This is a genomic window from Winogradskyella sp. (assembly GCF_013213835.1).
Taxonomy (GTDB): Bacteria; Bacteroidota; Bacteroidia; order Flavobacteriales; family Flavobacteriaceae; genus Winogradskyella.
The window spans coordinates 120,959-133,671 of sequence record NZ_JABSSU010000006.1 but is presented as its reverse complement, the minus strand read 5'-3'; the positions used below and the strand labels follow the sequence as shown (position 1 = coordinate 133,671).

The 12,713-nt window shown below is 32.3% G+C and carries 16 protein-coding genes; 1 reads left to right on the top strand and 15 read right to left on the bottom strand.

The window, feature by feature from the left end; genetic code table 11:
- Positions 1-29 precede the first annotated feature (29 nt).
- Together HRU50_RS10815 and HRU50_RS10810 are read right to left on the bottom strand one after the other, a co-directional pair.
- Entirely contained in the window at positions 30-839 is an 810-nt protein-coding gene (locus HRU50_RS10815) for an SDR family oxidoreductase (RefSeq protein ID WP_296351100.1), read from the bottom strand.
- A gap of 11 nt (positions 840-850) precedes the next feature.
- Positions 851-1,150: an antibiotic biosynthesis monooxygenase gene (locus tag HRU50_RS10810; RefSeq protein ID WP_296351099.1), complete on the bottom strand. Its 300-nt coding sequence runs from the start codon at positions 1,148-1,150 to the stop codon at positions 851-853.
- Between the two features lie 122 nt (positions 1,151-1,272).
- Here HRU50_RS10810 and HRU50_RS10805 point away from each other — a divergent pair, with 122 nt between their 5' ends.
- The gene (locus HRU50_RS10805; protein WP_296351098.1) at positions 1,273-2,118 is read left to right on the top strand and encodes a LysR family transcriptional regulator; all 846 of its coding nucleotides are present in this window, start codon (positions 1,273-1,275) and stop codon (positions 2,116-2,118) included.
- A 113-nt stretch (positions 2,119-2,231) separates the two neighbouring features.
- On the opposite strand, the gene HRU50_RS10800 is transcribed toward HRU50_RS10805, so the two are convergent.
- The 13 genes from HRU50_RS10800 to HRU50_RS10740 all read right to left on the bottom strand — a co-directional run bounded on the left by HRU50_RS10800 (position 2,232) and on the right by HRU50_RS10740 (position 12,638).
- Complete coding sequence (locus HRU50_RS10800) at positions 2,232-3,998, bottom strand: Piwi domain-containing protein (protein ID WP_296351097.1); 1,767 nt, start codon at positions 3,996-3,998, stop codon at positions 2,232-2,234.
- A 57-nt stretch (positions 3,999-4,055) separates the two neighbouring features.
- Positions 4,056-4,343: a hypothetical protein gene (locus tag HRU50_RS10795; RefSeq protein ID WP_296351096.1), complete on the bottom strand. Its 288-nt coding sequence runs from the start codon at positions 4,341-4,343 to the stop codon at positions 4,056-4,058.
- 34 nt (positions 4,344-4,377) lie between these two features.
- Positions 4,378-5,445 carry a hypothetical protein gene (locus tag HRU50_RS10790; RefSeq protein ID WP_296351095.1) on the bottom strand — a complete coding sequence of 356 codons (1,068 nt, stop codon included), beginning with the start codon at positions 5,443-5,445 and terminating at the stop codon, positions 4,378-4,380.
- 124 nt (positions 5,446-5,569) lie between these two features.
- Positions 5,570-5,695, bottom strand: a complete 126-nt coding sequence (locus HRU50_RS10785) for a hypothetical protein (protein ID WP_296351094.1) — start codon at positions 5,693-5,695, stop codon at positions 5,570-5,572.
- Between the two features lie 20 nt (positions 5,696-5,715).
- Positions 5,716-6,261, bottom strand: coding sequence for a hypothetical protein (locus HRU50_RS10780; RefSeq protein ID WP_296351093.1), 546 nt, complete (start codon positions 6,259-6,261; stop codon positions 5,716-5,718).
- Positions 6,258-6,578, bottom strand: a complete 321-nt coding sequence (locus tag HRU50_RS10775) for a helix-turn-helix transcriptional regulator (RefSeq protein WP_296351092.1) — start codon at positions 6,576-6,578, stop codon at positions 6,258-6,260. The genes HRU50_RS10780 and HRU50_RS10775 overlap by 4 nt, the downstream gene beginning before the upstream one ends.
- Before the next feature lie 154 nt (positions 6,579-6,732).
- The gene (locus HRU50_RS10770) at positions 6,733-8,484 is read right to left on the bottom strand and encodes a DUF3987 domain-containing protein (protein WP_296351091.1); all 1,752 of its coding nucleotides are present in this window, start codon (positions 8,482-8,484) and stop codon (positions 6,733-6,735) included.
- Positions 8,481-9,389, bottom strand: coding sequence for a BT4734/BF3469 family protein (locus HRU50_RS10765; RefSeq protein WP_296351090.1), 909 nt, complete (start codon positions 9,387-9,389; stop codon positions 8,481-8,483). The genes HRU50_RS10770 and HRU50_RS10765 overlap by 4 nt, the downstream gene beginning before the upstream one ends.
- Complete coding sequence (locus tag HRU50_RS10760) at positions 9,376-9,672, bottom strand: helix-turn-helix domain-containing protein (protein ID WP_296351089.1); 297 nt, start codon at positions 9,670-9,672, stop codon at positions 9,376-9,378. Before HRU50_RS10760 ends, HRU50_RS10765 begins: the two co-directional genes overlap by 14 nt.
- Complete coding sequence (locus HRU50_RS10755; protein WP_296351088.1) at positions 9,669-9,968, bottom strand: helix-turn-helix domain-containing protein; 300 nt, start codon at positions 9,966-9,968, stop codon at positions 9,669-9,671. The genes HRU50_RS10760 and HRU50_RS10755 overlap by 4 nt, the downstream gene beginning before the upstream one ends.
- A gap of 157 nt (positions 9,969-10,125) precedes the next feature.
- Positions 10,126-11,076, bottom strand: a complete 951-nt coding sequence (locus HRU50_RS10750; RefSeq protein WP_296351087.1) for a DUF6617 family protein — start codon at positions 11,074-11,076, stop codon at positions 10,126-10,128.
- Positions 11,076-12,170 (bottom strand): site-specific integrase, encoded by a 1,095-nt coding sequence (locus HRU50_RS10745; RefSeq protein WP_296351086.1) that lies wholly within the window; start codon positions 12,168-12,170, stop codon positions 11,076-11,078. The genes HRU50_RS10750 and HRU50_RS10745 overlap by 1 nt, the downstream gene beginning before the upstream one ends.
- Before the next feature lie 6 nt (positions 12,171-12,176).
- Positions 12,177-12,638: a helix-turn-helix domain-containing protein gene (locus HRU50_RS10740; RefSeq protein ID WP_296351085.1), complete on the bottom strand. Its 462-nt coding sequence runs from the start codon at positions 12,636-12,638 to the stop codon at positions 12,177-12,179.
- Between the last annotated feature and the right edge of the window lie 75 nt (positions 12,639-12,713).

Genomic DNA, 12,713 nt, shown 5'->3' with positions numbered 1-12,713 from the left:
TATTTGTAATTTGACATTAAATAAAAAGGTTATTCACCTACTTCTTTTTCCCATAATAATGCTTGATAATCGTTGACATCTTTAAGCACATCATCAGGGTATACGTTTCTAAATTTATGTTTATCCGCAGGAATTTTTTCAATCATATAATCAATCATTCCTTGTGGGTCAAACTCTATACCTCCTGTAGCAAAAAGTTCTTGTACTTTCTTTATTGCATCTGGGTTAGAAAAATTAGCTTCAGGGTCAAACCATTGGTCAACAGTATCGTACATTCTATGATTAAATCCTGTACTAAATGGTCCAGGATTAATTGTAGCAACAGTTACTCCTGTACCTTCTAATTCAATTTGCATTGTTTGCACTAAGCCTTCTAAGGCGTGTTTAGATGCTACGTAAGGTCCTAAAAATTCGAATGTAAAAAATCCAGCTATTGATGACGTAAATATAATTTTACCTTTTTTCTTTTCAACAAAAAGCTTAGCAAAACGCTGTGCTATTTCGATAGTTTTAAAGACGTTTACCTCGAACACATTTTTAATTCGTTTTACTGGAATTTCTGCTACTGGTCCAGTTTCTCCAGTGGCTGCATTTAGATTTATGATATCTACTAGGTCTCCATATTTTCTAACGATAGTGTCTATATCATCGTCATTCAAATAATCTAATTTCTCTATGATGATATCCACATTTTCTTCTTTAGCTTTATTTAAAAGATATGTTCTTTGTGGCCAGTTTTCAACTGTAGCAATTACTTTATGACCTAATTTTGCTAATCCGAAAGCGGTACCTTCACCAAGTCCTGAACCAGCTCCTGTAATTAATATTGTTTTACTCATTGTTTTCTATTTTAAATAATTTTAAATCCTTTATGTATTATAGCTCTGTTGTTTACCATTATTCTATCTGCATTTGTTAATGCTTTTTGTAAATGGGGTGTTTCCCAGTGTTTTGCCTCTTCATCAGTGTTTTCCCATCTCTCTATTGAAAGAAGTGTGTTTGGTTTAGACTGGTCTTCTATAAAAAAGTACTCTACAGCTCCTTTTTCCTTTCTGGTTTCTTCTGCTAATTCTTCAAAGATTTGTTTTAATTCTTCAAATTTTCCTTCTTGTGCAATTAGTTCTGCAACTACAAAAAATTGTTTTTTCATGTCGTTTATAATTTTGTTGGTACAAAGTAACGACGACTTTATTTATCTAAAAAACAGAATTTTTAGATAAAATAAATCGATTATTACGATTTATTGATATATTTGCAGAAAATATTTGAACTATGAATCTTCAGTTAATTAGATATTTCGTGACTCTAGCTCAGTATAAAAACTTTACAAAGGCTGCTGAAAAAAACTTTGTTGTACAGTCGACATTCTCAGCAGGAATAAAGAAGTTAGAACAAGAATTAGATTGCAAGCTTTTTTATAGAGATAAACGAAATGTTAACCTAACCAAACAAGGTGAGATATTGTTACCAAAAGCAAAAGAATTGCTAGCATTATGGAACAATATTGAAGTTTCATTTAAAGAGAATAGTAACAAAACTTTGAAGATAGGACTGCTTAACACAATTCATCATACTGATGCTGTTGTACCAGTTCTGAAAAAATTTAAAGAACTCTATGAAGCTTATAATTTTGAGCTTATAGAGGATAATCAAAACCAATTGCTTGAACGTCTAAAGAAGCAAGAATTAGATATCATCTTTATTCAAGATGAACCAATAGATGATAACTTGTTTTCAAAACAATTTGTTTACGAAGAGAAGCTTGATGTTATGATATGTAAAACACATGAGCTTAATAATAAAAGTCAACTAAAACTTGAAGAACTCAATAACCTACCTTTTATAGAACATGGAAATTGTGTGCTTAATAAACAAGTTTTAGAGGCGTTTGAGCAACAGAATTTAAATCTAAATGTTGTTTTTAAAGCTAATCATAGTGATATGCTTACTTCACTGGTAGGCTCAAATTTAGGTATATCTCTTATGGCAAAGCCAAAGACACATTCTGATACTGTTGTATATGTACCTCTGACTGATAAAGAATTTAAACGTAATATTATTTCTGTTTGGAAAACAGATAATACTTCTAAAGAATTAAAATGTTTTTTGAGTGTTTAACTTATATTTTATGAAACTATAGATTAGCTTAGATAGAATATAAGGTAATTATCCTTCAAAACCAATTATTATACTATATAGAATTAACACCTTATCTACTTATTCTCTGTACTTTATAGGAACCATAATTTATCTTTTGCATCTTCTGGAACACCTTTTTCGAAGCAAGGTGCAATTTGCGCCACCATTTCTGGATATTTTATAGTAATGGGTACATTTTGTTGTCGAAGTGATTTCCAATATAGTCTGCTAAACTGATACACTTGTGTTAATAATTCTAAGACTACATCTGCATCTTCAAAAGCATCTTCATCTGGACTACTTATCTTAATTTTAATTGGAAATGGATAGCCATCTGTATCTGCATACCGCTGGGAATTAGGATAACGTGCATTATTAAATAGTAAAAATTGATTTTCGCTTATACGTATGTATGTACCACTTACTGGCATTAATTTTTTATTCCAATTGAGGTCATAAGCAATAATATCTTCAGCTTCGGTTTTATTGATGTTGAGAATATATAAAGGTACTTTTAAACCTAATGAGTGCATTCCTTCAATTATAGGCTTTAATTCTTCATAACTCATTTCTTTATAGAAATGGATAACCACTTTATCTGCTTCTGCCACTGATGTGAAATCTCTAATGGCTTTACATATACTACCTGCTAATAAATCTGTTTCTGTTTGGTCGAAATATTCAAACTTTCTAAATAGTCCATTGTTTTGAAAGCTAAAGGCACTTGCTATGTATCGCCTGTTTTCTCCTTGATTAGTAAACGCTCCTACACCAATGACGAGTTCTTTTTTGTCGGTTACGGCCAACTTCCAAGGTGCGCCGCCTAATTTAGCGTGAATAGCCAATGCCATATTTTGTAAAGAAAACTGAAAATTATATTGATTCTCAATATTAACTACCATTTTTTCATAATCAACCACCTGGGTTACTATACCTTCGTTTAAGAATAATTCTTTAATACGGACGTATATTTCTCTGTCTTCGGGATTAGGTGTAAACTTATCGAAAGGACTTAAATAAAATGCTGCATAACGCACATTATCGTGGTCAAAAGAGAGGTTTTCTAACTGTTCAGTTATTTCAGGTATTGGGTCATTTTGATGAGTAAACTCTATAAAGTGTTCTTTAGAAGTTGCTGCTTTAATGTTCACATACGCTTCAATCCCTTTAAAATATTTTTTTTGAGAGTTAACACCAAATTTAAGGTTGTTGTAAAAGGTTTTAATTGCTTCTTTGTGTGAAGTATGATACACAAAGAAGAACTTAATATTTTGGTTGTTTGGTCTTTTGTATGGGTTAAGGTTATTCATTGCCAATTTAGGCACTAAATGTGTTTTTTTATTGCCATATTGGTCTTTACCAAACTCCAATAAACCCAATTGTGGATTAATATGATTTATGCGGTTACGTGGCACATCAATAAATGCATCATTTTTAAACGGGAAAATGACTTTAAACTCATCTGTAAACAGATAATTGGTCGCAAAATTATTAATAAGTGCTACATACTTTTGGTATTTATTAGCTGGTCTTACCGGGTCTTCAATAGGCATATTTAATGCTCTGGCTAACGGTAAACTAAAAATTGGGAATGCCTTATCAAATTCTATTGCGTTGTAAAATTCTTCTTTTTCCTCTGTATCGAGGTTCATTTGGTAGTTGAAGGTTTTTTGTACATATACGCAACGCTTTATTAACTCTGTATCCTCAATATCCTTAACAGAAGTAGTGAGTACTTTTGATGTGCCATCATAAGATACAATAAGCTCTGGTAAGTCTGTAAGTTTAGCGAACTGAATTTTAAATGAAAACTTATAAAACAAATTATACTGCTCTGTATTACCTTTAAGTGATGGCATCCACACTTGTACATCGCCTACAAAGTTTTTGACAACTATATACTCTTTAGATTTAAATTAGCTTCTTAACTGATGTTTTAAATATTGTTTGTAGATTCTTAATTCCCTACCATCTACTAAATTTAATTTAATACTTGGTGTGTTAGGTATTTCATCAATAAACGAGGTGTAAATTTCGTCTGTTTGCGATAAATCTGTTTCTGGAAACGCCTCTAATATTTGTTTAGAAAACTTTGATTTATGGATTGGGTGGCTTCCTTCAATATCATCTAACGATAAAAATATTGTAGGTGCACTATTGGGCCATTTAAAGTTAAGTATATTGGTTTTGAGGTGTTCTTGCATAGAATATGAGTGTAATGTTACATAAATAGATTAATTAAAGTTTAGCATCGATTTTCGCTTTAATGTCTTTAAGCTCATTTATATTATCATTCTCTAAACTAAAATAACTATTGAATTGTTTTTCAATATCACCTGCATATTGAAGACTATAAACTTCAACGTCCCATATTTTTTTTCTAATTGTGGAAGCAAGCTCAATGATATTTCTGCTCCCTAAATCATCATATCCGTCATCTCTTCTTATATCCATAGCAGTTTGAATAAATGGCAATAAAAGATTATCAGATATATGTCTAAAATCTGGCACATCTCCAGCATCTTGTACTTCTTGTAAATATTCATAATGAGCAGGATTATACTCGTTAATTAAATTAGCCCAAGGCTTTGTTAAATAATCTGCTGCGCCAAACTTTATTCTATAGTCATCCACTAATCGAGCATTTGCATTTAATAACTCCATAATTTCAGCAGCAATTTGTTTTTGTTTAGCTACTTTGTCTTCAATATGGAAAGTATACTTTTTCTTTAAGTCTTTAAATGCCTCATTATAAAAATCTGATATTTCGTATAGGTTAACAAATTGCTTTTGCCAATCTTCTTCATCCTCTTTAAAAAATGCTTGAAACGCTTTAAAGTTCGAAAGGATATCCATTTCAATAACTCTTTCAAAATTTTTATTTGTATTAAAATACATAGTATTCATTGTTGATGGATTTTCATTTTCAGCCTTAAAAAATGTCTCCATTCTTTCTCCGTGTCTAACTATATCTTTCTCTAATGTTTGTAAATAATTGGTTAACAATAAAAGACGATCTTTTAAATCTTGAAGCTTATCATTTGCTGATTCTTCCCTTTCAATAATTATTTGCTCTCTTTGTTCATAAACTTGATAAAGAACAAAAAGAATGGATAGGAAAGCTAATATTCCTCCGATTAGAGAACCATATGCAGAAATTATATGGTCTCTTGTATTAAAATCAACATCTAAGAACTTCCAATCATCAGTTTCATTTATAGCCTGAAACGTAAGAAATACAATCAAAACTAATGTGAGCCAAAACACCCATTTGATTATTGATTTATATCGGGATAATGACTCCATAAGCACTATTTTTTTTTCTTGTTCACTTTTGGTTTCAATGAATTAGATGGTTTAGTAGTTGTCCTACCTAAATCAATCTTTACTGTTTTTGTTTTACTGGTGCTATTCTGCTTTGCCATTATTTTCATTTTTTTGGTGTTGAATCTTTAGGCTTTAAAAATGTTGGGGGTTTGGTTGTTGTTCTGCCTGCTCCGACATTATCCCATATTTTACTTGGGTTAGACTTTGGTAATTTGCTTTTGTTTTTCATATTATTTCTTTTTAGGTTTATTACTTAAACTTGACGTTGGTAATGGTGTCGTTCTCCCTTTTTGATTTTGTTTGTTTTGAGCAGGATTCTGTCTTGTAGACGGTTTCGGATTCTGCTGAATTCTGTTTTTTTTTGCCATTGTAAGCGTTTATTGATGTATAAATTAATATGCAGCACAGTCCAATAGCTAATGTGTAAATTGAAGCTATATTAAGCCTGTCCATTTTCTTATTCCTTTTGTTTATTCCACTTACTATTTCATCATAATCCTTTTCGTCATCAATATCTTGTACAGCTTTAGAGTTATTTTTACTTGCTATATAATGAGATAATAAATTAATAAACAATGTTGTAGTCATTAAAAACCAGCCTATAGATATAATCCAAATACAAATAGCATTTTCCAAAGGACTTATCTTGTCTATGAATGTTATAGTAAGACCTAAAGCGCCAGACGCTATTATGGTTATATACTTTTCGAAATGATCATCACTTTTACTCTTTTCTACAAGTAATGATAAGCGATATTCATCCCATCCTTTTTTATCTTCTTCAGTTCTACTCAAAATATTACATCCATATTTAATAAATTCAACTTTTCAATCTTACTAATTTTTTCTTCCGCTATTTTGAGGATTTCCGTACTGTCTTTTTCATTTTTTATCATCTGAACAATCTGTTCGGACATCCATAGCTTAATAAATTCGTTTTCGTCTTCTTTTAATGTTTTGGCAAAAGCAACTACCTGCTCACGTCTAGCCATTCGGTTTCCTCGTTCAATCTTACTTAAATAAGCCACATCCATATTCAGGTTTGCAGCCATTTCCCTTAATAGCAGATTACGCTTTTCGCGCAATGAGCGTATGTACTCACCAAACTCCATAATAGCATTAGTTAGACTTGTCAGAATTTGTCTAATTTAAGAAAAGGAAGCTAAAGGAAACCAAAAAGATACAAACAGTTAATTACAGATTGTGAGGAAGTTAAGGATTTAAGGAAACTAATACTTTAAATCCTTTGTTTCCTCAATCTCCTTATTATGCTTTTGCAAGATTAGAATAGCTATTATGTATTTCTCTATGTATTAATCCTGCCTCTACAAATTTGGTAATGTAGCCTTCTGCTGTTTTATGTGGAATGTTTTGTTTGGTTGCTAAATCTAAATACTCCTTCCTATTGAATTGCTTGGGTAGGCTTTCCAAAAAACGTTCTTTACGATTTAGACGCTTTACCGCTTTTTGTTCTATTGGTAAATCATTGAACACTTTACTGCTGTGCTTTACTAAAATTGAAATGACAGTTAGCGCATTTTGAAAATCGACATCCTCACATTCTTTTATTTGGTTAACATCACCATCTTCCATAATGCGAAATGCTGTAAATAACATCATTAATCTAAATGCAATTAAGCCTAATCGTCTAATGGTTGCAATATACTCTTCGGGTTGTAAGCTGATGTATTTGGTCTGTAAGGATTCAAAAAACGTATTGAAATGCTGTTGTTGAGGTGTTGTTAACCTTATTTCAATTTCTGGATTATTCTTTAGTGTTTTATATAAGCCTAAAAACTCACTTCCTAATTGCGAATAGTAATCATCTAAACCGACATTGTTGTTGCTTGAAAACACGTTTTTCCAAGTAGGCTTTATATTCATATAGTAGAACATGAAGCGACTAAATAAACCATTTTCGGCATTAGGAATTAAGGTTGCTACTTGTTTAGGTGTTCCCGACAATACTGTTGACAGACATGGTTTTTCAATATCTACATATTCCCTATCTGTCCTACGATAATAACTAATGGTTTCGTGATGAAAGGCTTTCCGAAAACCATCGCTATAATTACCATAATCGCTTTTAAAGGCCTGTGCCAAGGTATCGCCTTCGGTTTCAAAAATCAATCCTTTGCCTTCATTATCAGAAATTAATTGATAAACGCCCGTAACACTATTGTTGGCAGGGATAAATAACATTCTTTCGGGTGGCTTACCGGGTTTCTCCAAGTTTTCATCTTTACCCTTGTTCATATTATACGTTGCCATTTCTGTATTAAATTGTTGCTTTAGTACTTTGGCTTGTTCACGCTTTAACTTGTGTACAGGATCTACCAAATTTTTAATTTGGTTAAGCCTGCCTTTACCTGCGGATGCAGGTGCAGTAACAAAAAGATATAAATTAGCAAAGACTTTACGTTGGTCGTAGATACCAAAGAGTTTAGGAAAACAAGCACTAAAAGCCGTTAAAACTCCCAATAACAAAATGTCCTTTTCCTCTTGACTGCTCGCAGGATTTACAACTTGTTGTAAAAACTGCGGTAAGGTATTAAATACCTCATCAGGTATTGTTGGCATTTTTTGTTTTTGTGCATCAACAACAGTTGTAACATTTGTTGCAACCTCGTTGTTGTGTTGTAGCTTCACTAGTTTTATACCTGCCTGATACGCATAATGGTAAAACGTTGCAATGGTAATGCCGTGACCTTTTGCATTAAGGCACTTATTAAATTGTTGGTCACATTCTTTTAAATCATAACCTACATAGTTTTTGCTTATTCTGTGAAAATAATCTCTTCCTGTTTCTCCATATTCTTCAGCTAAAGCAAAGCCTAAATCTCTCCAAGTAGCATAATTCCCAGTTATATCTATACCTGATTGCTCAATTGCTGAAATATAGGTTTCAATGTCATTATCAGCAACAGCAACAACATTTATTGTTGCGTTGTTGCTTGTTGGTTGCGGTTGTTCTTCTGGAACTTCCAACCATTCTTTTGGGTTAAATATTTTTGTCATAATGCTTGGTGTCTTTTATGTAAAAAAGCTGTTGGGTCGTATGGTAAAAAACACGCTCTGGAAACGTCTTTACCTGACTGGTCAACCTCTATGTTATAGGTATGCTTAATATAATTGGCTACTGCCGTGAAATATTCCGAATGCGTTACTTCTGAAACATCTATTCTGACAATCCATTTTAGGCCATCACCAGAAGGTGATGTAAATAGCATTTCGGTCTCAAAATATTCATCGTTCAGTAATTGCGCTTTTAATTCTTGAAGATTAGCCAAATGGTCGAAATCAATCGTTAACAGATTGGAATGCTGTAACAAATTGTTATCATTCCGCTTTTCAAACGTTCCTGAAAAGGTGACGTAATCAAAGCGATTAGCTTTGAATTTACGTGCTTCTTTTACATAGGTTATTGCCCTTAAATCTTCTGTAATCTTTTTGTATTTATCACTTGTGATTAATGCAAATACTTGATGTAATCGCATAGTTTCCGAAGGAAACACATTGCGGACTGGGGCTTTGAAAAAGCTACAGTAAGCATACCAGGTATCGTCTGGATTATTCAACCATTCTAATTCATCTTTTTCTTTGACTTCTAAATTTAGATGCAACTCTTGGTTAATCTTGAGTAACAATTCTTCTTCATCGGTTATTCTAAAATGGTATTGTGCAAAATCGAATACATCACCGTTAAAGGTTTTTAGTTCTGTATCTCGATGTGTTGCCATTACACCATCAATATGAATCCGTAAGGTTTCTTTACCACCGTTAAAAGGGTTTCGGGTTATCCCGCAGTCCCTTCCTTTTACAGAAAGGGCTGTTGTTTCAGGATAATACTGTCTTAACACGTAGGCATAAATCTTTATGCCGTAATGTGTTTTATCTAAAATTACCTCTCTACTTACTTCCATCTCTTTTGAAATTATGGTTGTAGTAGTTGTCCTGAAGCAATTGCTCTATATCAGACACTTTGTAATAAAACTTGCCTTTAACTTTGCTATAAGGCAATGTGCCATTATCTCGTAAAGTTTGTAAAGTGCGTTTACTTATGTGTAAGGTCTGTAATACGTCTTGGTTGTCTATCCACGTATCTTTTAATACTTCTGCTCTTGTATGCCGCAACAACTCGATGCGTGCTTTTAAGTCTTTTATTTCTTGCGAGAGTGCCAAGAGTAAATCGATTATTTCAGTCATAACTTCACCGCTCCTTTCTTAATTAAGTAATCGGCAGCTTGCTGTTCGATTTCATCTTGAGAATTGACACGATTAGTTAACAACCATTGTTCTAATTCTACTCTGTTGAAATAAATTTTCTTACCATTCGGTTTGTAATGTGGAATGGTTCCGGTACTTGTAAGCTTGTATAAATGGGATTGCGATAATTCCAAAAATTTACAGGCTTCGTTGAAGCTCAATACGTTTTTTACAATAATATTTCTGTCTAAAACGTGTGCCTCGATAATTTTAAGACGTTCTAATATTTCGTCCATAACTAATTAATTTTTAAAATAGAAATGGACATCTGGCCAAATGTCATTCTTGGTTTTCAAGAACAGGCCAAAGGTTTAAAATTGGCTTGCCGATTTTAGTAAGAGTGTAAAATAAGGGTAAGACAACAGTAAGATTTCTTACTATTCTTACTGTTTTTTATTGCAGTTGTTGGATAATATTGTCTATTTCTTCCTTTTCTTTTGGGTTATGAACTTTGTTTTTATGAAGATTATTTGCTTTTAATTGCGTTCCTGCTTTAGTTATAAATTTACCCGAACGCTCAATTGAAGTAGGATTGAATCCTGTAAAGAATGGCTTTAGAACATCTACAATATAGCTAAACTGTGTTGTTTCACATTGAAGATAAATTTGTGTATTTACTTCCGTAAAGTCTTTAGCTATTAATAGGTCATACAACTGTTGTACTGTAGTTCTATTATCAAGCAAATCAACCCTTAATTGTAAATCGTTTAATACTTTCAGTAGTCCAGAGGTGTCATTATTTTTATAACCAAATAAGGTTTTTGGTTTCCTCTTAAAGTTTGAAGTTTTTTTAACTGTAGCCTTTTTAGAAATATCTACTTTTTCAATTTTAGATGCATCAAAATCAATATCATTAAAATACTTTTCGGCTATTTCTTGAATTGTGAATTGAGGTGATTCTGAATACTGTCCGTATTGCTCTTGAAGTTCGGTATATATGCGTATTGCTGATATTTTTAAGTAGTTTATAACATAATTGTCATCATTATTTAAATCTACTGTTATTCCTCTTTTATTGATATAAGCTGCAATATCATTTAGGTACTTATCAAATTTATTAAGCAGAATAGTAAAGCTGTATTTATTTTCTGGTGTAGTTGCATTTTCAGGAAATTCCTTTACAAATGATGCTACTATACTTTCTGTTTCATTAAAGATTAGCTTTTGGTAGTATTCTTTCTTCGCATTTAATGGCTTTTTAAAGTTTACTTTAAAAATTGCGTCAGTGGCTTTTGAATTCAATTTGAAATCAGACAGTAAGTACTTAAAATCCTTTTCCTGTCTATTATCTCTATGTAAGCCATTGGTTATCGAAACCAAACTTGAAAATACACTTCCTTTCATTATAAATCGAGTTGAATACGGTTAGCAGCTTCTTTCTTTTTATCATCAATTACCTTGGCATATATCTGCGTTGTTCTTAATTCTTTATGCCCTAATAATTTTGATACTGTATAAATATCTGTTCCTAATGTTAATTGCAATGTCGCATAGGTATGACGCGCACAATGAAAGGTAATATCTTTTGAAATTCCTGCTTTCATTATCCATTGCTGTAATTTTAAATTAGACCAGGCACTATAATGTAAACCATTAAAAACTTTTTCATCTGGTTTGCCTTCTTCTCCTAATAATTCTTTTGCTTGCTTAGATATTGGTAAGGTTTCAGCACCTTTAGTTTTCTTTTGTCTAAAGCGTATGTAATAGCCCATTTCTTTAGAATACTGTATTTCTGACCACACTAATTTTTCAATATCTGACCAACGTAATCCGGTAAGCGCAGAGAAAATAAACGCATTCTTCAATACAGGTAATTCACATTCAGTATTAACGGCTTTTTGTAATTCATCAAGGGTTAAAAATTCTCGTTGAGGTTCTCCTTGTTTGAAGTATTCAACACCATTAGCAGGGTTGACTTTTAAAATACCATCTTTAACCGCTTGCTTTAGTGCTGCACAGAATTTCCCGAAGTATGAATATTTAGAGTTTTGAGACAATTTTTTACCTGCTCTTGCCATAGCATCTTTATCTAAATACTCTTTAAAACGCTCTACAAATGATTTATCTAAATCTTGAAAACTTATGTCCGTAGGACAAAAGGTTTTTAAATGCTTTAACATACTGTTCCAATTTCCATAGTTGCCAGAACTTGTATTTTTCTTTTCTGCTAATGCCGTAACATAAGTAATAAAACTACCTTTCAACTTCTCAATGTCTTGAAATCCATAGATGCCGTTTTGTATTTCTATTTGTCTTTGCGCACAAATAGTTTCAGCTAATTGCTTGGTTTTCTTATTAACCTCTCTTTCGGTTTTAGTTTTAGGATTAGGTATAAGGTATAAGCGTAAATACTCGGTTTTACGTTTTCCTTTATGATAGTAATCTAAATACAGACTAATTTTATTGTTCTTCTTGCGTTGTCTTAAAGTTACTTTCATAAGAGATTAGTTAAATAAGTTTTCTATTTGCCATCTGGCAACAATACGTTTTCTACCAAAGGGAACTGCTTTTAAACGCCCTTGTTGTATCATTCTTTGAATGGTCCATCTACTTACACCAATTAATTGAGAAGCTTCTGTAACACTTAAAAAATCCTTATTGTTTACTGCATTTGGATTGGAAACTTGAACAGCTTCTTTTTGTTGCTGCATATCCTTTGTAAGAGTAGCTTGAATTTTTTCTTTGCGCTTACGTGTCTTATAGGCTTTTTTAGCACAACTATCACCACAGTATTTGGTTACTGTTGTACGTGCGGTAAAAGCATTACCGCAATGCTTACAGGTTTTTGGGATGTATAAATTACTGCTCATAAATGGTGCTTTATGTAGCGTTATGGTGCAACGTGGGGCAATATGGTGCATCATTTCGCCAATCCTATCGCCAGCAGATTTGGGCAACAAATCCATAATAAAGGCAACAGATATACAACAAATTTAATTAAATAAGAGCAAAAAAGCAACAAAAAAGAGAAGATAAAATTC

Bases quoted from the DNA above. Each gene is read 5' to 3' on its own strand.
- HRU50_RS10810 (WP_296351099.1), bottom strand. From the start codon at position 1,150: ATGAAAAAACAATTTTTTGTAGTTGCAGAACTAATTGCACAAGAAGGA.
- HRU50_RS10805 (WP_296351098.1), top strand. From the start codon at position 1,273: ATGAATCTTCAGTTAATTAGATATTTCGTGACTCTAGCTCAGTATAAA.
- HRU50_RS10800 (WP_296351097.1), bottom strand. From the start codon at position 3,998: ATGCCATCACTTAAAGGTAATACAGAGCAGTATAATTTGTTTTATAAG.
- HRU50_RS10790 (WP_296351095.1), bottom strand. From the start codon at position 5,445: ATGGAGTCATTATCCCGATATAAATCAATAATCAAATGGGTGTTTTGG.
- HRU50_RS10755 (WP_296351088.1), bottom strand. From the start codon at position 9,968: ATGGACGAAATATTAGAACGTCTTAAAATTATCGAGGCACACGTTTTA.
- HRU50_RS10770 (WP_296351091.1), bottom strand. From the start codon at position 8,484: ATGACAAAAATATTTAACCCAAAAGAATGGTTGGAAGTTCCAGAAGAA.
- HRU50_RS10750 (WP_296351087.1), bottom strand. From the start codon at position 11,076: ATGAAAGGAAGTGTATTTTCAAGTTTGGTTTCGATAACCAATGGCTTA.
- HRU50_RS10775 (WP_296351092.1), bottom strand. From the start codon at position 6,578: ATGGAGTTTGGTGAGTACATACGCTCATTGCGCGAAAAGCGTAATCTG.
- HRU50_RS10795 (WP_296351096.1), bottom strand. From the start codon at position 4,343: ATGCAAGAACACCTCAAAACCAATATACTTAACTTTAAATGGCCCAAT.
- HRU50_RS10765 (WP_296351090.1), bottom strand. From the start codon at position 9,389: ATGGAAGTAAGTAGAGAGGTAATTTTAGATAAAACACATTACGGCATA.
- HRU50_RS10760 (WP_296351089.1), bottom strand. From the start codon at position 9,672: ATGACTGAAATAATCGATTTACTCTTGGCACTCTCGCAAGAAATAAAA.
- HRU50_RS10785 (WP_296351094.1), bottom strand. From the start codon at position 5,695: ATGAAAAACAAAAGCAAATTACCAAAGTCTAACCCAAGTAAAATATGG.
- HRU50_RS10745 (WP_296351086.1), bottom strand. From the start codon at position 12,170: ATGAAAGTAACTTTAAGACAACGCAAGAAGAACAATAAAATTAGTCTG.
- HRU50_RS10815 (WP_296351100.1), bottom strand. From the start codon at position 839: ATGAGTAAAACAATATTAATTACAGGAGCTGGTTCAGGACTTGGTGAA.
- HRU50_RS10740 (WP_296351085.1), bottom strand. From the start codon at position 12,638: ATGGATTTGTTGCCCAAATCTGCTGGCGATAGGATTGGCGAAATGATG.